Annotated in this window: 14 protein-coding genes and 3 tRNA genes; 9 read left to right on the top strand and 8 right to left on the bottom strand. The window is 73.3% G+C overall.

All coding sequences use genetic code 11. From position 1 onward, the window contains the following. Nucleotides 1-83 precede the first annotated feature (83 nt). The 3 genes from FJK98_RS08800 to FJK98_RS08790 form a co-directional block, all read right to left on the bottom strand. Nucleotides 84-155 (bottom strand) — tRNA-Val (locus FJK98_RS08800). Nucleotides 156-168: 13 nt separating this feature from the next. Next, nucleotides 169-239 (bottom strand) — tRNA-Cys (locus FJK98_RS08795). A 34-nt stretch (nucleotides 240-273) separates the two neighbouring features. After that, a tRNA-Gly gene (locus FJK98_RS08790) sits at nucleotides 274-346 on the bottom strand. Nucleotides 347-645: 299 nt separating this feature from the next. On the opposite strand from FJK98_RS08790, the gene FJK98_RS08785 reads away from it, so the two are divergent. Then, the gene (locus FJK98_RS08785; RefSeq protein ID WP_145918578.1) at nucleotides 646-1245 is read left to right on the top strand and encodes a TetR/AcrR family transcriptional regulator; all 600 of its coding nucleotides are present in this window, start codon (nucleotides 646-648) and stop codon (nucleotides 1243-1245) included. 118 nt (nucleotides 1246-1363) lie between these two features. After that, complete coding sequence (locus FJK98_RS08780) at nucleotides 1364-4294, top strand: M36 family metallopeptidase (RefSeq protein WP_145918577.1); 2931 nt, start codon at nucleotides 1364-1366, stop codon at nucleotides 4292-4294. A 49-nt stretch (nucleotides 4295-4343) separates the two neighbouring features. Here the strand turns inward: FJK98_RS08780 and FJK98_RS08775 are convergent, their stop codons facing one another. After that, nucleotides 4344-5210 carry a hypothetical protein gene (locus tag FJK98_RS08775; RefSeq protein ID WP_240762699.1) on the bottom strand — a complete coding sequence of 289 codons (867 nt, stop codon included), beginning with the start codon at nucleotides 5208-5210 and terminating at the stop codon, nucleotides 4344-4346. A gap of 204 nt (nucleotides 5211-5414) precedes the next feature. On the opposite strand from FJK98_RS08775, the gene FJK98_RS08770 reads away from it, so the two are divergent. The 3 genes from FJK98_RS08770 to FJK98_RS08760 all read left to right on the top strand — a co-directional run bounded on the left by FJK98_RS08770 (nucleotide 5415) and on the right by FJK98_RS08760 (nucleotide 9050). Next, complete coding sequence (locus FJK98_RS08770; protein ID WP_088646911.1) at nucleotides 5415-6083, top strand: methyltransferase; 669 nt, start codon at nucleotides 5415-5417, stop codon at nucleotides 6081-6083. 9 nt (nucleotides 6084-6092) lie between these two features. Beyond that, complete coding sequence (locus FJK98_RS08765) at nucleotides 6093-7265, top strand: cytochrome P450 (RefSeq protein ID WP_145918576.1); 1173 nt, start codon at nucleotides 6093-6095, stop codon at nucleotides 7263-7265. Nucleotides 7266-7559: 294 nt separating this feature from the next. Next, the gene (locus tag FJK98_RS08760) at nucleotides 7560-9050 is read left to right on the top strand and encodes a SulP family inorganic anion transporter (RefSeq protein WP_145918575.1); all 1491 of its coding nucleotides are present in this window, start codon (nucleotides 7560-7562) and stop codon (nucleotides 9048-9050) included. A 20-nt stretch (nucleotides 9051-9070) separates the two neighbouring features. Here FJK98_RS08760 and bioD read toward each other — a convergent pair whose 3' ends face one another. Both bioD and FJK98_RS08750 read right to left on the bottom strand, forming a co-directional pair. After that, nucleotides 9071-9775: a dethiobiotin synthase gene (gene bioD, locus FJK98_RS08755; protein ID WP_145922645.1), complete on the bottom strand. Its 705-nt coding sequence runs from the start codon at nucleotides 9773-9775 to the stop codon at nucleotides 9071-9073. A 76-nt stretch (nucleotides 9776-9851) separates the two neighbouring features. Then, nucleotides 9852-11012 carry an 8-amino-7-oxononanoate synthase gene (locus tag FJK98_RS08750; protein ID WP_145918574.1) on the bottom strand — a complete coding sequence of 387 codons (1161 nt, stop codon included), beginning with the start codon at nucleotides 11010-11012 and terminating at the stop codon, nucleotides 9852-9854. Nucleotides 11013-11269: 257 nt separating this feature from the next. Here FJK98_RS08750 and bioB point away from each other — a divergent pair, with 257 nt between their 5' ends. The 3 genes from bioB to FJK98_RS08735 are packed head-to-tail and all read left to right on the top strand — an operon-like array spanning nucleotide 11270 to nucleotide 13028. Next, on the top strand, nucleotides 11270-12265 hold the full coding sequence (gene bioB / locus FJK98_RS08745; RefSeq protein WP_145918573.1) for a biotin synthase BioB: 996 nt from the start codon (nucleotides 11270-11272) through the stop codon (nucleotides 12263-12265). 7 nt (nucleotides 12266-12272) lie between these two features. Continuing rightward, nucleotides 12273-12518 (top strand): hypothetical protein, encoded by a 246-nt coding sequence (locus tag FJK98_RS08740; protein WP_228544248.1) that lies wholly within the window; start codon nucleotides 12273-12275, stop codon nucleotides 12516-12518. A 3-nt stretch (nucleotides 12519-12521) separates the two neighbouring features. Continuing rightward, nucleotides 12522-13028 carry a GNAT family N-acetyltransferase gene (locus FJK98_RS08735; protein ID WP_145918572.1) on the top strand — a complete coding sequence of 169 codons (507 nt, stop codon included), beginning with the start codon at nucleotides 12522-12524 and terminating at the stop codon, nucleotides 13026-13028. A 71-nt stretch (nucleotides 13029-13099) separates the two neighbouring features. Here the strand turns inward: FJK98_RS08735 and FJK98_RS08730 are convergent, their stop codons facing one another. Together FJK98_RS08730 and FJK98_RS08725 are read right to left on the bottom strand one after the other, a co-directional pair. Next, nucleotides 13100-15571 (bottom strand): non-reducing end alpha-L-arabinofuranosidase family hydrolase, encoded by a 2472-nt coding sequence (locus tag FJK98_RS08730; RefSeq protein ID WP_145918571.1) that lies wholly within the window; start codon nucleotides 15569-15571, stop codon nucleotides 13100-13102. Between the two features lie 208 nt (nucleotides 15572-15779). Next, nucleotides 15780-18737, bottom strand: a complete 2958-nt coding sequence (locus FJK98_RS08725) for a glycoside hydrolase family 9 protein (protein ID WP_145918570.1) — start codon at nucleotides 18735-18737, stop codon at nucleotides 15780-15782. 305 nt (nucleotides 18738-19042) lie between these two features. On the opposite strand from FJK98_RS08725, the gene FJK98_RS08720 reads away from it, so the two are divergent. Continuing rightward, entirely contained in the window at nucleotides 19043-19447 is a 405-nt protein-coding gene (locus tag FJK98_RS08720; protein ID WP_145918569.1) for a VOC family protein, read from the top strand. The last annotated feature ends 35 nt before the right edge of the window (nucleotides 19448-19482 follow it).

Genomic DNA, 19482 nt, shown 5'->3' with positions numbered 1-19482 from the left:
CTGCGGTGGGCCGGGGTCGACACCCTGGCACGGACAGCAGTAGGGCCACCTTCCGGTGTCGGAAGGTGGCCCTACTGACCGTGTGGGCGATACTGGGTTTGAACCAGTGACCTCTTCCGTGTCAAGGAAGCGCGCTCCCACTGCGCCAATCGCCCGTGCTTGTTACCGAGGTGGGGACGGGATTTGAACCCGCGTACACGGCTTTGCAGGCCGTTGCCTCGCCTCTCGGCCACCCCACCGAGGTTGCCCCCGTCATGCGTGGCGGCATCTCCGAGCGGACGACGGGATTCGAACCCGCGACCCTCACCTTGGCAAGGTGATGCGCTACCAGCTGCGCTACGTCCGCTTGCCTCCGGGACGACACCCGGTGACGGATGGAAACTCTAGCCGAGCGGTCTCACCGATGCCAAATCGGGGCCGTCGACGGCGCGTCCGGTCGCCGGGGCGGTGACCGGCGCCACCGCCCCCAGAGCTTCCTAGGAGAGTTGGTCGCCGGAGGTGGGGCGCGTTGCCCACACCCCTAGTGAACAGGTCGGAAAGGTAGCCGACTCGCCGGAAGGGCGCTGTCCGGCTTCCGACTGCCGGCAGCCGGATCGGGCGGGTCGGTAACTCCCTGTGCTCGGTTCGATAGGTTACCGTAGCGGCGTGACGAGACGTGCCGCCGCCGATGTCCGCCTGGATTCCCTGCTGCGCACAGCCTGTGACGTGATCGTCGAGCGTGGACTCGCCAACACCCGCACCGCCGACGTGGCCGCCGCCGCCGGAGTCAGCCAGGCGCTGGTCTTCTACCACTTCGCCACCAAGGAGCGGCTGCTCGCCCAGGCGTTCGCGTACGCCGTCGAGCAGGAACTGTCCCGGCTGGACGCGGTGCTGCGCTCCGCCACCCCGCCACTGACCAAGCTCCGGCGCATCCTGCGCCTCTACACCCCCACCGGCCGGCCCTGGGCGATGTGGATCGACGGCTGGGCGGAGTCGTTGCGTACCCCGGAACTGGAGAAGGTCTGCCGACGGCTGGACCTGCGCTGGCGGGAGGACCTGGCGACGGTGATCTCGGCCGGGGTGGCCGACGGGACCTTCGACTGCGCCGACCCGGCCGGCGCCGCCTGGCGGATCAACGCGGTGATGGACGGGCTCGCCGTCCAGCTCGCCGTGCACGAGCGGGTGATCTCCCGCCGGCAGTTCGGCGAGTGGATCCGGCTGGTCACAGCCCGGGAACTGGGGCTCGACCCCGCCCAGCTCGTCTGATCCGCGCACCACGCGCCATTGCCCCCGTCCGGTCCGCCTGGTATCCACGTATGCGCATGCGTTACCCCGCCTGCGCCGGGTCGGCGTCCCGCCGGTCCCGCTCCCACAAGGAGGTTCCGTGGCCAGACCGGAGTGGACACCCCGAACGAGCCTGCACCGACGCCGGCTCGTTCCCGTACTGGCGACCGCCGCCGTGGTCGCCGCCCTGCTGCCCGGCGGGGGCACCGCCACGGCCGCGCCGGGCGACACCGCGGCCCCGGCCCCGGGCCGCTCCGGCTCGTTCGCCGACGACCGCCACCAGGCCGCCGACGTCGACAACCGCACCGGTACGGCCGCACCCGACGCCCGCCAGCGCAGCCTGGCCCGGTCCACCGGCGCCCCGGTGCGCTGGAACCGGCTCGGCACCCCGCACGCCCTCGGCCCGGCCCGGCTCGCCACCGGCCTGCCCGCCGACCCGGAGGCCGCCGCCCGGCGCTACCTCACCCAGCAGCGGGACCTGTTCGGGCTCGACGCCGACGCGGTCGCCGCGCTGGACCGGCTCCTGGTCCGGCCGATCGGCGACGGCGCGGTGGTCACCCTGCGGCAGCGCTTCGGCGACCTGCCCGCCGGCCACGACGGGCTGGTCACCGTCGCGGTCGCCGACGGCACCGTGCTCTCGGTCAGCTCCTCGCTGACCCGGGACGCCTCCGCCCCCGCCCCGGCCACCCGCACCGAAGCGCAGGCGTACGCCGACGCGCTCGCCGACGCCGGCCTGGACACCGGCGCGGTGGCCAGCCACCGGGTACGTCCGGTCGCCGTGCCCACCCCGGTCGACGGCAACCGGGCCGCCTACGAGGTGACCCTGATCGGAAAGGACAGCGACCACCCGGCCGCCTTCACCACCTACGTCGACGGGATCACCGGGAAGGTGCTGGTCCGCGAGGACCTCGTCGACTTCGACTCCGACAACCCGAGCTGGGCGGTCTACCCGGCCACCCCGCCGCAGGACCCCGCCCCCGGGCAGGACCCCCGGGTCCGCTGGTGCGGCACCCCCGCACCCGACTGCGCCGCCGCCTTCCGCGACCCGGCGAGCGGGCAGCCCTGGGACGTCGACCTGACCACCGGCACGCCCACCGGCACCACCCGGGGCAACTCGGCCAACACGGTGGTCTCCTGGGGCGCCGGCAGCCCCATGGTCAACGCCCCCGACCGCCCGGACCGCCGCTACGAATACCCGTTCACCGACCAGTGGCACCAGGCCCGCTGCAACCCGGCGGCGTTCACCTCCGCCCAACGCAACGACGCCGACGCCGCCACCGCCAACCTGTTCGCCATGCACAACCGGATGCACGACTGGGCCTGGCACCTGGGCTTCACCGAGGCCACCTGGAACCTCCAGGCGGTCAACGTCAGCGGCGCAGGGCTGGGCGGCGACGCCGAGCAGGGCCGGGCCCAGCAGGGCGCGCTGAGCGGCAACCGGAACAACGCCAACCAGTCCACCCCGCGCGACGGGCTGCCGCCGAGCACCAACATGTACCTGTGGCAGCCGCAGGCCGGCGGGCCGTACCCGCCGTGCGTCGACGGCGACTACGACATGACGGTGATCGGCCACGAGTACACCCACGCCATCACCAACCGGATGATCGCCGGCCCGGACAGCGGGATCAGCGGCCACCAGGGCGGGGCGATGGGCGAGTCGTGGAGCGACCTGCTCGCCGCCGAGTACCTCTACGAGCACGGCCTGCGCGCCCCCGGTGAGACGCCCTTCGTCACCGGCGGCTACGTCACCGGCAACCTGGTCAGCGGCATCCGCAACTACGACCTGAGCCGCAGCCCGCTCAACTACTCCGACGTCGGCTACAACACCGCCGGTCCGGCGGTGCACGCCGACGGGGAGATCTGGGGCGCGACCAACTTCCGCATCCGCGCCGCCCTGGTCAAGAAGTACGGCCTGGGCACCCCGCAGCGGCAGCTCGACTGCGCCCAGGGCCGGGTGGCCGCCGAGAACTGCCCCGGCAACCGGCGCTGGGTGCAGCTGGTCTTCGACTCGTTCCTGCTCCAGGCGGCCAGCCAGGTCAGCATGCTCGACATGCGGGACAACCTGCTCACCGCCGACCGGCTGCGCTTCGGCGGGGCCAACCAGGAACTGATCTGGGCCGAGTTCGCCCGCTCCGGGATGGGCCGGGACGCCGCCACCGTCGGCGCCGCCGACACCGACCCGACGCCGAGCTTCGCCAGCCCGGCCGGCGGCAACGCCACGCTGACCCTGCGCCCCCGGGGCGACAGCACCGACGCGCCGATCCGGCTCTACGTCGGCGACTACGAGGCGCGGGCCACCCCGGTCGCCGACACCGACCCGGCCACCCCGCTGCCGGCCACCTTCGAGGCCGTCGCCGGGACGTACCAGGTGCTGGCGGTCGCCCCCGGCTTCGGCCACCAGCGCCTGGAGGTGGTCGCCAAGGCCGGCCAGCAGGGGTACGTCGACCTGCGGCTGAACCGGAACCTGGCGTCCACCGCGTCGGGGGCGACGATCACCGGGGACGGGGTGAACCTGGACCGGATCGGCGACGACACCGAGGCCACCAACTGGGCGTCGCTGACCGGGGTGGCCGGTAGGCAGGTCACCGTGACGCTGCCCGGCGGCACCCCGCAGCCGGTGCAGCGGGTCACCGTCAGCGCGATGCTCCGCCCGGCGATCACCGGCGACGCCGACCCCGGCGCGCAGAACGCGCTGAGCGCGCTGCGGTCGTTCGCGGTGTCGACCTGCGACGCGACCACCACCGACTGCGCCGACCCGGCCCGCTGGACCCGGGTCTACACCAGCGCCGACGACGCGTTCCCCGGCGGGAAGTACCGGGCCTACAGCCGGGACCTGATCGCCCGCTCGTTCCGGGTGCCGGCCACCGTCGCCACCCACGTCCGGCTGGAGGTGCTGGCCAGTCAGTGCACCGGCGGCCCCGCGTACGCCGGTGAGCAGGACGACGACCCGGCGACCCGGACCGACTGCGCGACCGCCAGCCCGGCGCGCGACCAGGTGCGGATCGCCGAGTTCCAGGTGTTCGCGAAGTGAAACCCGCCGGGGCCGGGTGGTGGCGCCACCCGGCCCCGGCGGCCCCCGATCACCGTCGGACGGTGGTCCAGCGGACGGGCCGACGCACCGGGACGCTCTCGGCCTCCCCGCCGTCGGACGCCGTCCGGGTGAGCTGCCGCAGCCGCATCAGCAGGCCGACACCGAGGAAGAGCAGCAGGCCGCCGAGCAGGAACGCCGCCTGCACCACCCCGAAACCCCCGCTCTGGTTGGCCGAACGGTTCGCCGCAGCCGGTGGCGGCACCTCGGCCAGCGCCTCCTCGGTCGGTTCGGTCTCCTCCTCGGTCGGCTCCAGCACCTCCTGGGTCGGCTCCGGCGACGCGGTGGTCGGCTCGGGTGCCGCCGTGGTGGGCGGTGGGGCCGTGCCGACGACCTGCCGGGTGGCGGTACGCCGGGCGAGCAGCCGCAGGTTCGGGTCGTACGCCTCGGCGGCCATGGTGATCCGGCCCCGGGTGACGTCCTCGGCGAAGGCCACCCGGTAGGTGGCGGTGACCGTGCGGTCCGGGCACAGGGTGCCCGGGTCGAGCTGCCGGTCGGTCAGCCGGGCCACGTCCCCCTGGGCCCGGATGTCCAGCGGGAACGAGCCGGTCTCCTCGACCCGGTCCATCTTGACCTGGTCCAGTCGCAGCCCCTGCACCGAGAGCACCATCGACCAGCGGACCTTCACACAGCCGCCGTCGCCCCTGTTGGACACCACCGCCGAGACCGTACGCACCTGGTCCCCGGCGGTGAACTGGGCCGGCAGGCCGCTCAGCTCGGTGGCGAAGCGGTCCGCCGCCGACGCCGGTGTCGGCCCGACGAGCGCTGTCCCCGACAGGCAGGTCAGCACCGCCCCGACCCGTAGCGCGTTCCGCCACACCATCACCACCGCCTCGCTCCTCCCGTCGGTCTTGTCCACTCGCCACGCTATGAGCACGATGGGGAAGCCGGTAGACGGGCGTGTTCGCGCCGATCGGCAAGTACGGTGCGGGTTAACACCGACAGTGGTGAACCGGTCACCCGTCACCGCCGACACGCCGGGCGACGGTGTGGGCCAGCCCGCTTTCCGCGGGCGGGCGAGGGGCGACCACGCCGGCCGTCGGGCGGCTGACATCCTGGGCGGGTGTCCGAACTCTCCGCGGCCTTCGTCCGGCTGCACGCCCGGCTCGCCCCGGTCGCCTTCGTACCCGAGGTGCGGTTGCACCAGGCCGACGAGCCGATCGGCCTGTGGGAGCTGACCGAGGGCGAGTTCCGCAGCTCCCAGCCGCCACCGTTCTGGGCCTTCGCCTGGGCCGGTGGGCAGGGACTGGCCCGGTACGTCACCGACCATCCGGAGACCGTCGCCGGTCGCCGGGTGCTCGACCTCGCCTCGGGTTCCGGCCTGGTCGCCATCGCCGCCGCACGGGCCGGCGCGGCGGCCGTACGGGCGGTGGAGATCGACGAGCGGGCCGTCGCCGCCGTCGCCCTCAACGCCCACGCCAACGGGGTACGTGTCGACGCCGAACTGGCCGACGTGCTCGACGGCGACGCCGGGGACGCCGAGGTGCTGCTCGCCGGGGACGTCTTCTACAGCGAGGCGATGGCCCGCCGGGTGCTGCGCTTCCTGCTGCGGGCCGCCCGCTCCGGCGCCCGGGTGCTGGTCGGCGACCCCGGCCGGGCGTTCCTGCCCCGGGAACGGTTCCGCGAGCTGGCCGGCTACGACGTGCCGGTGCCGGAGGCGTTGGAGAGCGTCCGGGTGAAGCACACCACGGTGTGGGAACTGGACCCCGCCCCGCCGGGGGCCGCCCGCTAGCGTGACCGGGTGCTGTTCCGGGGGTGGGAGGCGTCCGTCGACGAGCCCTGGCCGGACGTGGCCACGGTCGTCGACCGGGTCGGCGGCGTCCACCTGGTGGTGACCCGGCACGCGCTGGTCCGGCAGGTGCTCGCCGACCCGGTGACCTGGCGACCCGACAACGCCCTGGACGCGGTGACGCCGATCCCGGTGGCCGCGCTGCGGGTGCTCACCGCGCACCGGTTCCGGCTGCCGCCGACGCTGGCGAACAACGCCGGCCCCAGCCACCCGGCGATCCGGGCGATCGTCGCCGAGGCGCTGCACCCCGACCGGGTGGCCGCCCAGCGACCGTGGCTGACCGCCCTGGTCCGGGCCCGGGTGGCCGCCATCGCCGCCGAGCTGGCCGCCGGTCGGCCGGTCGACCTGCACGCCCGGCTCGCCGCCGACCTGCCGCTGCTGGCGCTGGCCCGGCTGGTCGAGCTGCCGGACGCCCCGGTGGGCGCGGTGAAGGACTTCGCGCGGGCGGCGCTGGAACTGTTCTGGGCCCCGCTGGACGCCGACCGGCAGCAGCGCCTCGCCGTCGAGGTGGGCCGGTTCCACGCCGTACTGCGGGAGTTCGCCGGCACCGGCGGCGGCCTGGCCGGTCGGCTGCGCGCCGCCGGGCACCCCCCGGACGTGGTGGTGGGGGCGCTGTTCTTCCTGCTGGTCGCCGGCCAGGAGACCACCAGCCAGTTCCTGACCCTGCTGCTGCACCGGCTCACCGGCGAACCGGGGGTGCGCGCCGGGTTACGGGCGGGCACCGTCGCCGTCGCCGACGTGGTCGAGGAGGGCCTGCGCCGGGACCCGCCGATCGTCACCTGGCGGCGGGTGGCCGCGACCGACACCCACCTGGCCGGTACGCCGGTGCCGGCGGGCAGTTCGGTGCTGCTGTGGCTGGCTCGGGCCGGCTGCGACCCGGAGGTGGTGGCCGACCCGGCCGGGTTCCGCCCGGGGCAGCGCGGGTCGCGCCGGCACCTGGCCTTCGGGGCGGGGGCGCACCGGTGCGTCGGCGCGCAGCTGGCCCGGCTGGAGGCGGCGGTGGTGGTCGCCGAGGCGGCACCGCTGCTGGACGCGGTGACGGTGGTACGTCCACCGTGGTGCCCGGACAACCTCACCTTCCGGATGCCCGACGCCTTCGTGGTCCGCCGCAACCCCATCCCGTAGCCCCGCCCGAACGCCGCTCACCTGCGGAAACAGGCGTAACCCCCACTCCCCGGCAAGGGTTGAACCCCACGTGACGCCCCGCGCCACACCAACCCGGGAGGTCCACATGCACCCCACCCCCTCCCCCTCCCCTCCTCCCCCGGTCCCCCCGCCCTTTCGAGTTGATCAAGAGGTTCGGGTCAGCTCAGAGATCAACGTTGACGTAAACCTCTTGATCACCGGGGCGGGTGGGGTGCCGTCAGGCGGGGACGGGGTGACGCGGGCGGGTGGGGTGGCGTTGGGGGGTGGGAGACGGTGAGGTGGGGGGTGTGGCGGCGTGACGTGCCGGCGTCGCTGGTGGTGTTCCTGGTCGCGTTGCCGCTGTGCGTCGGGATCGCGGTCGCCTCCGGGGTGCCCGTCGAACTCGGGCTGGTCACCGGCGTGGTCGGTGGGCTGGTGGTGGGGGTGATGCCGGGCAGCAGCCTCCAGGTGAGCGGGCCGGCCGCCGGGCTGACCGTGCTCGTCGCCGAGGCCGTGGAACGGTACGGGCTGGCCGGCCTCGGCACCATCGTGCTGGTCGCCGGCCTGCTCCAGATCGGGCTGGGGCTGCTGCGGCTCGGCCGGTGGTTCCGGGCCATCTCGGTGGCCGTGGTGCACGGCATGCTCACCGGGATCGGCCTGCTGCTGGTCGCCGGGCAGCTCCACGTGCTGGCCGGGGCGGACACGCCACCGACCGGGCTCGCCGGCTTCACCGGACTACCCGCCCTGGCCGGCGAGCTGACCGGCTCCGGCACGGCGCAGGTGTCGCTCGCCGTCGGCACGGCCACGCTCGTGGTCATGCTGCTCTGGGACCGACTCCCCGGCCGGCCGGGCCTGGTCCCCGGCGCGCTGGTCGCCGTGGTCGCCGCAGCGGCGGTGAGCGCCGCCCTGCGGCTGCCCGTCGACACGATCACGGTGGAGGGGATGCTCGCCGCGCTCACCCCGTCGCTCGGGCACTGGACGGCCCTCACCGACCCGGGGATGCTCGCCACCATCGTCACGTTCGCCCTGGTCGCCTCGGCGGAGAGCCTGTTCAGCGCGGCGGCCGTCGACCGGATGCACCAGGGGCCCCGGACCGACTTCGACCGGGAACTCGTCGCCCAGGGCACCGGCAACACGGTCTGCGGGTTGCTCGGCGCGCTGCCGATGACCGCCGTCATCGTGCGCAGCTCCGCCAACGTACGGGCCGGCGCGCGGACGAAGGCGTCCCGGGTGCTGCACGGCGTGTGGCTGCTGCTCTTCGTCGCCGCCGTACCCGGGCTGGTCGGGTTGATCCCGATGCCCGCGCTGGCCGCCGTGCTGGTGCACGCCGGGTGCAAGCTGCTGCCGTGGCAGGCCCTGCCCGAGTTGTGGCGGGAACACCGGGGCGAGGCGGTGGTGCTGGTGGTGACCGCCGTCGCGATCCTCGGCACCGACCTGTTCACCGGCGTGCTCGTCGGCCTCGGGCTGGCCGTGGTCAAGACCGCCTGGGAGACGTCCCACGTCCGGGTCACCGTGCACGACGACGTCGACCCGGTGCACGTGGCGATCACCGGCAACGCCACGTTCCTCCGGCTGCCCACCATCCTCACCACCCTCGACGGGCTGCCCGACGACCGGCGGGTACGGCTGGACCTCGGCGGCCTGCGGCACGTCGACCACGCCTGCCGCACCGCCCTGGACACCTGGATCGAGGCACAGAACCGCCACGCCGACATCGGCGTGCAGGTCATCGCCCCACGACCGGCGCAGGACGACCGACCCCGGCCGGTCCCCGCCACCGAGTGAGGGCACCGGCGGCGGACCGGTCAGCCGGCGTCCTCGGCCCAGGTCCGCCAGTCGTCGAGCACCCCGTACAGGTCGGGGGTGAGCCAGCCCGGGGCGGACCGGCGGAACACCCCCGGGTCCATCGCCCCGGCCCCGGCCGGCAACGCGCCGAGCAGGTTCGGCACCAGCTCCGTCAGGTTCGCCCAGTGCACCAGCTGCGGCTCCGCCGGCCACGCGCCGATCACCACCCCGGCGGGCACGGCCCGGCGCTCCAACGCCTCCAGGGTCAGCGCGGTGTGGTTGAGGGTGCCCAACCCGGCCCGGGCCACCACCACCGCTGGGGCGCCCAGCGACACCGCCAGGTCGGCGACGGTCCACGCCTCACCCGACGGACGCAGCCCCATCGGCACCAGCAGCCCACCGGCCCCCTCGACGAGCACCAGGTCGTGCTTGTCGACCTCCGCGCGGATCGCGTCGACGGCCGTGTACAGCTCCAACGGCTCCAGCTCGGCTACCCGGGCCGCAGCCAGCGGGGCGAGCGGGTCGGGGTAGCTGGACAGGGTACGACCGGTCAGCGGGGCGGCCAGCCGGGTCACCGAGTCCACGTCGCCGGGCTCGCCGGTGGCCGTACCCGTCTGGCCCGGCTTGACCACCGCGACCCGCAGGCCGGCGGCCTGCGCGGCGGCGGTGATCGCCGCCGTCACCACCGTCTTGCCGACCTCGGTGTCGGTCCCGGTGACCAGCACCGCACCCTTCCACCCGCTCACGGCACTACCTCGGCTCGCGACTGCGGGGCTCGCAACACCGGCTCACTCCTCGCGCTCACGGTGCCACCCCGGCTGGGGGCGGCGGGGCGCACTCCACGATGGTCTCCAGGGCGTGTTCGAAGTCCGCCCGGGTGACCCCGGTCGAGAGGGTCAGCCGCAGGCGGGAGCGGTGGTCCGGGGTGGACGGTGGGCGGAAGCACCCGACCGCGACGCCCCGGGCCCGGCAGTCGGCCGCCCAGGCAGTGGCGGCCTCCGGGCCGGGCGCGGTCACCGACACCACGGCGGCGTCGGGGACGGACACCGGCAGCCCGGCCGTGCCGAGGCGGCGTACCGCGTAGCCGGCCCGGTCGGCCAGCTCGGCGCGCAGGTCGTCGGCGGCGCGGGCGAGCGCCACGGCGGCGCGCACCCCGGCGGCGACGGCCGGTGGCGGCGCGGTGTCGAAGATGAAGGTCCGCCCGGTCTCCACCAGGTGCCGGACGAACTCGGCCGGCCCGGCGACCACCCCGCCGGCACCGCCGAGCGCCTTGGACAGGGTCGCGGTGACCACCACGTCCGGCGCGCCGGCGAGCCCGGCGGCGGCCACCGCGCCGGCACCGGCCGGGCCGGTGACGCCGAGCGCGTGCGCGTCGTCGACCAGCAGCAACGCGCCGTGCCGCCGGGCCACCGCGTGCAGCGCGGCCAGCGGGGCGAGGTCGCCGTCGACGGAGAACACCGACTCGGTGACCACCACCGCCGGGCGGCCCGGCGCGGCGGCGAGCGCGGCGGCCACCGCGTCGACGTCGGCGTGCGCGGTGACCACCGTCTCCGCGCCGGAGATCCGGCAGCCGTCGATCAGCGAGGCGTGGTTGTGGGCGTCGGAGACGAGCAGGGTACGCGGTGAGACCAGGCCCCGGACGGCTGCCAGGTTGGCCAGGTAGCCGGAGGAGAAGACGAGCGCCCGGTCGACGCCGAGCCAGTCGGCCAGGTCGTCCTCCAGCGCGTGGTGGACGTCGGTGGAGCCCCGGACCAGCCGGGAACCGGTGGCGCCCAGCCCGTACCCGGACAGGGCCCGGCCGGCGGCGGCCACGACCTCGGGATGGGTGGCCAGACCCAGGTAGTCGTTGCCGGCCAGGTCGACGTCCGGGTCACCGGCGGCGCGGGGGCGCAGGGTACGGGTGAGTCCCGCCTTCGCCCGCAGCGCGGCGCGACGGTCCAGGGCCGCCAGCCAGTCCGCCACCGGTCACCGCCTCCGTCCGCCGTCCGACCTGCCACCCTGCCGACCTGCCACCCCGACCGCACGGTCCCCGGGCCCCGACGACCGGCCCGTGCCGGTGGATGACGGCGTTGCCGCCGCCGGGCGAAATTACCATCCGCCGGGCCGGCACCGGCGTGGCGGCGGGCCCGCCGCACCGCCCCGCGCGGGGCCGCCGGGGTGGCCCGGGGCCGTCGGCTCGGGCGTTTCCCGGCCCGCACCGGCCTTGTAGGGTACGAGCCATGCCAGAGATCCTCGACCAGGCCCGGACCCAGGTGCTGGGCGACGGCGTCGGCCTCGACCAGGCCGGTGTCCTCGCGGTGCTGACCCTGCCCGACGAGCACCTCACCGCCGCCCTCCAGCTCGCCCACGAGGTGCGGATGCGCTGGTGCGGTCCGGAGGTCGAGGTCGAGGGGATCGTCTCGCTGAAGACCGGCGGCTGCCCGGAGGACTGCCACTTCTGTTCGCAGTCGGGCCTGTTCACCTCGCCGGTCCGGTCGGTGTGGCTGGACATCCCGTCACTGGTCGAGGCGGCGAAGCAGACGGCGGCGACCGGGGCGAGCGAGTTCTGCATCGTGGCCGCCGTGCGCGGCCCCGACGACCGGCTGATGAAGCAGATGCGCGAGGGGGTCGCCGCGATCCGCGCGGAGGTCGACATCCAGGTCGCCGCGTCGCTGGGCATGCTCACCCAGGAGCAGGTCGACGACCTGGTCGAGATGGGCGTGCACCGCTACAACCACAACCTGGAGACCTGCCGCTCGTACTTCCCGAACGTGGTCACCACGCACTCCTGGGAGGAACGCTGGGAGACCCTGCGGATGGTCCGCGAATCGGGCATGGAGGTCTGCTGCGGTGGCATCCTCGGCCTCGGCGAGACCGTCGAGCAGCGCGCCGAGTTCGCCGCGCAGCTCGCCGAGCTGGACCCGCACGAGGTGCCGCTGAACTTCCTCAACCCGCGTCCGGGCACGCCGCTGGGCGACCGGCCGGTGGTGGAGGGTAAGGACGCGCTGCGGGCCATCGCCGCGTTCCGGCTGGCCATGCCGCGCACCATCCTGCGCTACGCGGGCGGCCGGGAGATCACCCTCGGTGACCTGGGTACCCGCGACGGCCTGCTCGGCGGGATCAATGCGGTGATCGTCGGCAACTACCTGACCACGCTGGGTCGGCCGGCGACCGACGACCTGAAGCTGCTCGACGAGCTGAAGATGCCGGTCAAGGCGCTCTCCGCCACCCTGTGAGGTGATGATGACCGACGCGGGTGACCCGACCGCCGACGGCCGTACGGCACGGTCCGCCGTGCTGACGTCGGCCGCGACCTGGTGCGACCGCTGCGGCGCGGACGCCACGGCGGGCCCGCACCCGGGGTGCGCGGCGGCCCGGGTGCTGGAGCCGCCCCGCTACTGCGGGCACTGCCGACGGCGGATGAAGGTGCAGGTGCTGCCGGTCGGCTGGTCGGCGGTCTGCGTCGAGCACGGCGAGCGGCGGGGCTGACGGGTGCTGCGCGGGCGGACGGTGACGCTACGCCCGGTGACCGGTGCCGACGTGCCGGCCCTGGCCGCGATCCGGGCCACCCCCGAGGTGCGCCGCTGGTGGCGTGGCGGCGACGACCTGGCCGAGTCGGTGCGGGCCGACCTGGCCGACGACGCGCTGACGGTCTACGTGATCGAGCACGCGGGCCGGCTGGTCGGGGCGATCCAGTGGTACGCCGAGACCGACCCGGACTACCGTCACGCCAGCCTGGACGTCTTCCTCGACCCGGCGGTACGCGGCAACGGCCTGGGCGGGGACGCGGTCCGCGCCCTGGTCCGGCACCTGGTCGACGAGTACGGCCACCACCGGTTCACCATCGACCCGGCGGCGGCGAACACGGCGGCGATCCGGGCGTACGCGAAGGTGGGGTTCCGCCCGGTGGGCATCATGCGGCGGTACGAGCGGGGCGCGGACGGGCGCTGGCACGACGCGCTGCTGATGGACCTGCTCGCGGAGGATCTGGCCGGCTGAAACCGGGCGGGGCGTGCCCGGCACCCTCAGGTGCCGGACACGCCCCGGTCGTTGCGCGGGCGCAGGTGCGCCTAGCGCTGGAGGGTGAGGACGCCCGGCCGCCACGGCAGCAGGTTGTAGTCACCGCCCGCGTTCGGGTCCTTGCCCTGGTAGAGCAGTTGCAGGTTGCAGGCGTCGACGGTCTTGGTCTGGTCGGGGTTGGTGCGGACCAGGTCACCGTGGCTGATGTCGTTGGTCCACGTGGCGCCGCTGTTGGCCTTGCCGGCGAAGGGGTTGCTCTCGCTGGCCGCCTGCGGGGTCCACGAGCCGCCCAGGCTGTTGGACGTGAACGACCGGAAGTAGCGCCCCTGGCTCCCGATCGCCTCGACGATCATCAGGTACTGGTTCTGGCCCGCCACCTTGTAGACCTCGACGCCCTCGAACAGGTTGTTCGTCGAGTCGGTCATGATCGTCGTGTAGCTCGAACCGAAGCTGCCCGGGAAGTTCCCGAGCGGCATGCTCGACCGGTAGATCTTGCCGTTGTCCCCGGCGAAGAACAGGTACATGTTCTGGTCGTCGCCGATGAGGGTCTGGTCGATCACACCGTACGGGGCGTCCGGGAGGGTGGCGGTGGACAGCGTCTGCGCCGAGGACCAGCCGTTGGCGTTGGTCGGGTCGCTCGACGTCTTGTAGCTGAACGAGGTCGGTCCCCACTGGTACGCCAGCACCCAGATGTTCTTCGGCGCGAAGTAGAGCAGGGTGGGCGCCACGGTGCCCTGGCTCATCCCGTTCTGGCTGGCCGAGGCCATGTCGGACCAGTTGGTGAACGTGCCGAAGTTCATCGAGCTGTACTGGCCGCTGCTGTTGACGTACGAGCCGTAGACCAGGTGCTTGCCGTTGTAGACCACGTTGGTGAAGTCCTTGAGCGAGACCCAGCCGTTCTTGGGGCTGGTCAGCGCGCCGGTCGACGACCACCGGTAGGTCGACGGGAGGGCACAGCCGCCCGCCGGGGGCGTGGTCGGCGGCGGGGTCGTGGTCGGCGGCGTCGAGGTCGGCGGCGTGGTGCTACCGGCGAAGTCGGTGCGCCACTGCTGGTTGGTCTGCCCGTGGCAGTCGTACAACTGGACCTGCTGGCCGTTGCCGGTGCCCCAGACGTCCAGGCAGCGGCCGGACTGCACGCCGCTGATGGTGCCGTTGGAGTTGATGTTCCACTGCTGGTTCGCCCCGCTGTTGCAGTCCCAGATGATGATCCCGGTGCCGTTGGCGGTGGCCGCGCCGTTGGCGTCCAGGCACTTGGTGCCGTAGACCCGCAACTGCTTGCTGCTGGTGTACGTCCACTGCTGGTTGGACTGGCCGTTGCAGTCGTAGAGCTGCACCCGGGTGCCGTTGGTCTGGGTGGAGTTCGGTACGTCGATGCACCGGTTCGACGCCACGCCGACGATCCGTCCGGCGCCGCCGCTCGGTGGCGGGGTCGTGGTGGGTGGGGTCGTGGTGGGCGGGCCGGTGGTCGGCCCGGAGGTCGGGGGGGCCGCGTTGAGCGCGTTGAGGACCGAGTTGTACGCGGCCTTCTTGTTGCCGCCGCCGTCGAACAGCAGCGGGCTCTCGTTGGAGCGCCAGGAGTCGCTGTCGCGCACGCCCCACACGGTGATGCCGATGCAGCGCGGCACGTTCAGGCACGCCTGGGTCAGCCCGGCGTACTGGGTGGTGGAGGAGTTCGTGACGTCGACCTCGGTCAGCGCCACGTCCACGCCGAGGGCGGCGAAGCTGGACAGCGTGGTCTGGAAGTTGCTCGGCAGCGAGCTGCCGCCGGTGAAGTGGGTCTGCAGGCCGACGCAGTCGATCGGGACGCCCCGGGACTTGAAGTCCTGGATCATGCGGTAGACGCCCTGCGTCTTGCCGTACGACCAGTTCTCGATGTTGTAGTCGTTGTAGCAGAGCTTCACCGACGGGTCGGCGGCCCGCGCGGTGCGGAACGCCACCTCGATCCAGTCGTTGCCGGTGCCCTGGAGGTTCGACGACCGGCGGCTGCCGTCCTCGTTGAACGCCTCGTTGACCACGTCCCAGGCGGCGAGCTTGCCCTTGTAGTGGCCCATCACGCCGTTGATGTGGTCGATCATGGCCTGCCGCAGGGTGCTGCCGCTGAGGCTCTGCATCCAGCCGGGCTGTTGGGCGTGCCAGGCCAGGGTGTGCCCACGGACCTTCAGGCCGCGCTGGGTCGCCCAGTTGTAGATCTGGTCACCGGAGTTGAAGTTGAACTGGCCCCGCTGGGGCTGCGTCGCGTCCGGCTTCATCTCGTTCTCGGCCGTGATCATGTTGAACTCGCGGCCGGCGATCGTGCTGTACGTCGAGTCGCCGAGCCGGCCGGCCGCGATCGCCGTGCCGAAGTACCGGCCCGACTGCGCGGCGGCCGCGCCCAGCGTGGTCGCGGCGGCGTTCGCCGACGGCATCATCACCGCGGCGGCGGCCACCGTCACGACGCCTACCGCGCCGGCGAGCAGTGCTCGGACGGCGGGCGAGCGGCGGCGTCGACTCCCGCCGCGATGATCGGATGGGCTCATTGCCATCGTGGCCTCCTTACTGGCCCACACCCAGGCCGTCGGGCGGGACGACCGGACGTTACGGTTGTTAAATCTAACGCCGTCGATGTTTCCATCATGCACCGCCCGGAACAAAGGTGTTTCGGAAAAGTTTCGGAACATTTTTGGCCGGGCCCGACCCGACGCGACGTGGCCGGTCACCGCAGGTGCGGTGCCGGCCACGCCACGTCGACGATCAGGAGACCGTGCAGGCGGCCCCGTTGAGCGTGAAGCCCGTCGGCTTCGGGTTGCTGCCGGTGTGGGTGCCGTTGAACCCGATGCTGGTGGACGCGCCGGGGGCCAGCGCCCCGTTGTAGCTCATGCTGGTCGCGGTCACCGCCGAACCGGTCTGGGCGTACGTCGCCGACCAGCCCTGCCCGATCTTCTGCCCGCTGTTCGGGAAGGTGAAGGCCAGGGTCCAGCCGGTGAGCGCGGTCGTACCGGTGTTGGTGATGGTGATGCTGGCGGTGAAGCCGTTGGTCCAGTCGCTGGTGGTGTAGCCGACCCGGCACGACGAGGCGGGCAGGGTCGGGGTGGGCGTGGGGGTCGGCGTCGTGGTGTCCGGCAGGGTCTGCACGGTGAGCGTCTTCGACGGGGTCGACGGGTTGCCGGCGGCGTCCACCGCCACCACGTAGAACCCGTACGAGGTGTCCGGCGTCAGCCCGGTCACCGGGAAGGTGGTGCCGGTGGGGGTGCCGATCACCACCGGACCCGGCAGGGACGACTTGTAGACCTTGTAGCCGGTGACCCCGACGTTGTCGGTGGACGGCGTCCAGGTCAGGGTCAGCCCGTTCGTGCCGATGTTCGACGCGTCCGGGGTGCCCGGCTGGGTCGGTCCGGTGGTGTCCGGGCCGTTGCCTGCCGGGGTGGCCACCGCGAGCACCGGCGACGACAGCGAGCTGTTGCCGGCGCCGTCCCGGGCCCGGACCCAGAACCGGTAGTTGCTGGCGGGCAGGAGCGTGGTCAGGGTCAGGCTGTTGGTGGTGGTGCGGTACGACATCCGCGCGTCGCTGCCGACAAACTCCTGGACGACGTCGTAGCCGGCCAGTCCGCTGCCACCGGTGTCGGTGGACGCGGGCCAGGTCAGCGTCATGCCGGTGGAGGTGATCGCCGAGGCGACGGGGGTGCCGGGGACGGTGGGCGGGGTGGTGTCGGTCGGCGTCGAGGTCGGCTCGTCACCCCAGACCCGGGTGGTCCCGGCGTACAGCGGCACCTTCGGGTTCGGGCCGGCGGTGGCCTGGTACGACGGGTCGTTGGTCGGGTCCCAGGTGCCGCCCTCCGGTACGCCGATCTTGAACTGCACCTCCATCCGGTGCTGCGACTGCCCGGCCGGGGCGATCGTCTGACCGGTGCAGTCCACCTCGACGTACCAGATGTCGCCGGAGAGCTGCCTGGCCGTCGAGGGCGACGGGCAGCCCTGGGTGTAGCCGGGGGTGACCTGGACGGCGGTGCTGCCCTCGGGGCGGAAGTAGTAGCGGAACTTCCCGTTGGTCAGCGCCCGCGCCGGGAAGGCCGACTTGTTGTAGATGATCGCCTTGAGCCCGGTGGCCCGGGGCTCGGCCTGCATCACCGTGGTCTCCACGGTCAGCTCGGCGATGTCCGGCTGCTCGGCGGTGGGGAAACCGGCGAGCGGGGTGCCGCCGTACTCCTGGGAGAGCCGGGCCAGGGCGGAGGTGAAACCGGCGTTGTAGTCGGTGGCGACCTCGTTCATCACGTAGTCGGACCGGCTGTCGGTGTACGCGTCGTTGGCCGAGGACGGGCCGCCGACCAGCGCGCCGTAGAGCACGTGCCGGGTCTCCACCGGCACCGTCTGGCTGTCCCACCAGGAACCGTGCGCGGTGCGGTGGTGCGGGTTCTTCGGCGCGTTGCTGCCGAATCCGATCACGTAGCTGGACTTGCGCGGGTTGTCGCCGAGCGCGTAGTTGATCTGCCGGACGGCGAAGTCGTGGAACCGGGCCTTGCGGGTGGCGTCGGTGGTCTTGTCGCTGTAGACCAGCGCCGCGAAGCTGGTGTTGGCGGCGTACCGCAGCGCGCCCCAGGAGTCGAGGACGGCCATCCCGCCCGGCGAGTAGGGCACCTTCTGGCCGTTGACGCCGACCGTCCAGTAGTCGAGCCACCGGTTGGCGTCGTCGACGTACTTCTGCTTGCCGGTCAGGTTGGCCAGCAGCACGTACGCCCCGAACTGCTTGTTGTCCCAGGCCAGGGTCCACTTGTAGGACCGGGTGGTGGACTGCGGCTCGGTGCCGAGCTTGTCGTACTCGCTCTCGGCCTTGGCCAGGTAGCTCGCGTCGCCGGTGGCCCGGTGCAGCCAGATCGCGCCCCAGACCAGTTCGTCCTGGTAGCCGCTCCACGACTTGTAGAAGCTGGTCGCGTCGGTGATGCACTCGTGGTAGCTCTTGCGCACCGTGTCGGCGAACGTGTAGAGCTGCTTGGCGTGGGTGAGCAGCTTGTCGGCGTAGGTCGCGTCGGTGGGCCGGAACACCATCGACGACGCGGCCATCGCCGCCGCCGTCTCCCCCGCCAGGTCCGCGCCGCCACAGCTCGAATCGATCTTGTACGCGGGCCGCGCCATCGGCAGCACCTCGGCCGGGCCCCACCACTTGTGGTCGTCGTCGCCCTTGCCGACCTGCCCGTAGAGCACGTTCGCCGAGGGGTGCGCCTTGATGAAGTAGTCGTTGACGAAGCGCAGGTTGTTCAGCAACGGGGTGAGCTGCCCGGCGGCGACGTACCCGTCCCGGTACTCGACCGCGCCCCAGGCGAGCATGGTGGCGCTGAACGCCATCGGGAAGCCGAACTTCACGTGGTCACCGGCGTCGTACCAGCCACCGGTGAGGTCCACGCCGACGTCCGCGCCGTCGGTGAGCGCGGAGTCGCCCCGCCAGGAGACCCGGTTCCAGGACGGCTTCTTGCCGGACTGCTGCGCCTCGTAGAACAGCAGCGACTTCTGCAACGCCTCGGGGTAGTTGAACATGCCGGTGCCGGCGGCCTCGGCGGCCTCGGCGCGCCCGGCAGCGGTGGGGGCGGCCCCGGCGGTGAGCGGGACCGCGCTGATGGCGAGGGTCAGACCGCTGGCCAGGGCGGCACCGGCGGCGAGCAGGCGGCGGAGCCGGGGCCGGCCCGCGCCCGACCGGCCGGGCCGGTTCGGGTGCTGCATGCGGAACTCCTGTCGGTGGTGCCTCCGGCGACGCCCACCGGACGCGGGGACGGGGGCGTCGCGGGTGGTGGGCGTCGCCGGAGGCGGGTGGTGGTGAGAGGACCGAAGGAGTCGCGGGAGCGCTCCCATGGATGTGCGCCAATGTAATCGTTCGGTCATCGGTTTGTGAAGGGGCCAACCCCGACGACACCGGAAGAAGCCCTCCGGGCACACCGGCCGGACCCCCGTCGAGGTGGGCCGCCCCCGACCGGGCCGGGCACCACGGCCGGCCGGCGACCACCACCCGACCGGACTAGCCTGGATCGATGTCGATGATCGAACAGGTGTCGCTGGGCGTGACCGACGACCGTCGCGCCGGCCGGTTCTGGGCCCAGGCCCTCGGCTACGTCCGCCGGCCACCCCGCTACCCCGGGGACGGCTGGATCGTGCTGGAACCGCCGCCCGGCACCACCGGGGTGCCCCTGGCGATGGACGTCAGCGTCAGCCCGGTGACGGACCACCCCCGCATCCACCTCGACCTGCACGCGGGAGGCCGGGACCTCGACGACGAGGTCGACCGGCTGTGCGGTCTCGGGGCCGAACGGGTCGACTGGCCGCACTACCCCACCGAGCCGGAACCCGGCCAACTGCCGTACGTCGTCCTCGCCGACACCGAGGGCAACCGGTTCTGCGTGTCCGGGCACCGCCGGGCCGGCGTCCTCTTCGGCTGACCGCCACCCCACCGGCCCGCGCACCCACCGGCCCG

The sequence above is a fragment of the Micromonospora sp. HM134 genome (genome assembly GCF_007833915.1).
GTDB classification, from domain to species: domain Bacteria; phylum Actinomycetota; class Actinomycetes; order Mycobacteriales; family Micromonosporaceae; genus Micromonospora; species Micromonospora wenchangensis.
This window is presented reverse-complemented; position numbering and strand designations above follow the sequence as displayed.

What these genes read in the sequence shown, in the direction of transcription:
- bioB (WP_145918573.1), top strand. Translation starts at nt 11,270, where the DNA reads ATGCCAGAGATCCTCGACCAGGCCCGGACCCAGGTGCTGGGCGACGGC.
- FJK98_RS08740 (WP_228544248.1), top strand. Translation starts at nt 12,273, where the DNA reads ATGACCGACGCGGGTGACCCGACCGCCGACGGCCGTACGGCACGGTCC.
- FJK98_RS08720 (WP_145918569.1), top strand. Translation starts at nt 19,043, where the DNA reads ATGTCGATGATCGAACAGGTGTCGCTGGGCGTGACCGACGACCGTCGC.
- FJK98_RS08725 (WP_145918570.1), bottom strand. Translation starts at nt 18,737, where the DNA reads ATGCAGCACCCGAACCGGCCCGGCCGGTCGGGCGCGGGCCGGCCCCGG.
- FJK98_RS08730 (WP_145918571.1), bottom strand. Translation starts at nt 15,571, where the DNA reads ATGGCAATGAGCCCATCCGATCATCGCGGCGGGAGTCGACGCCGCCGC.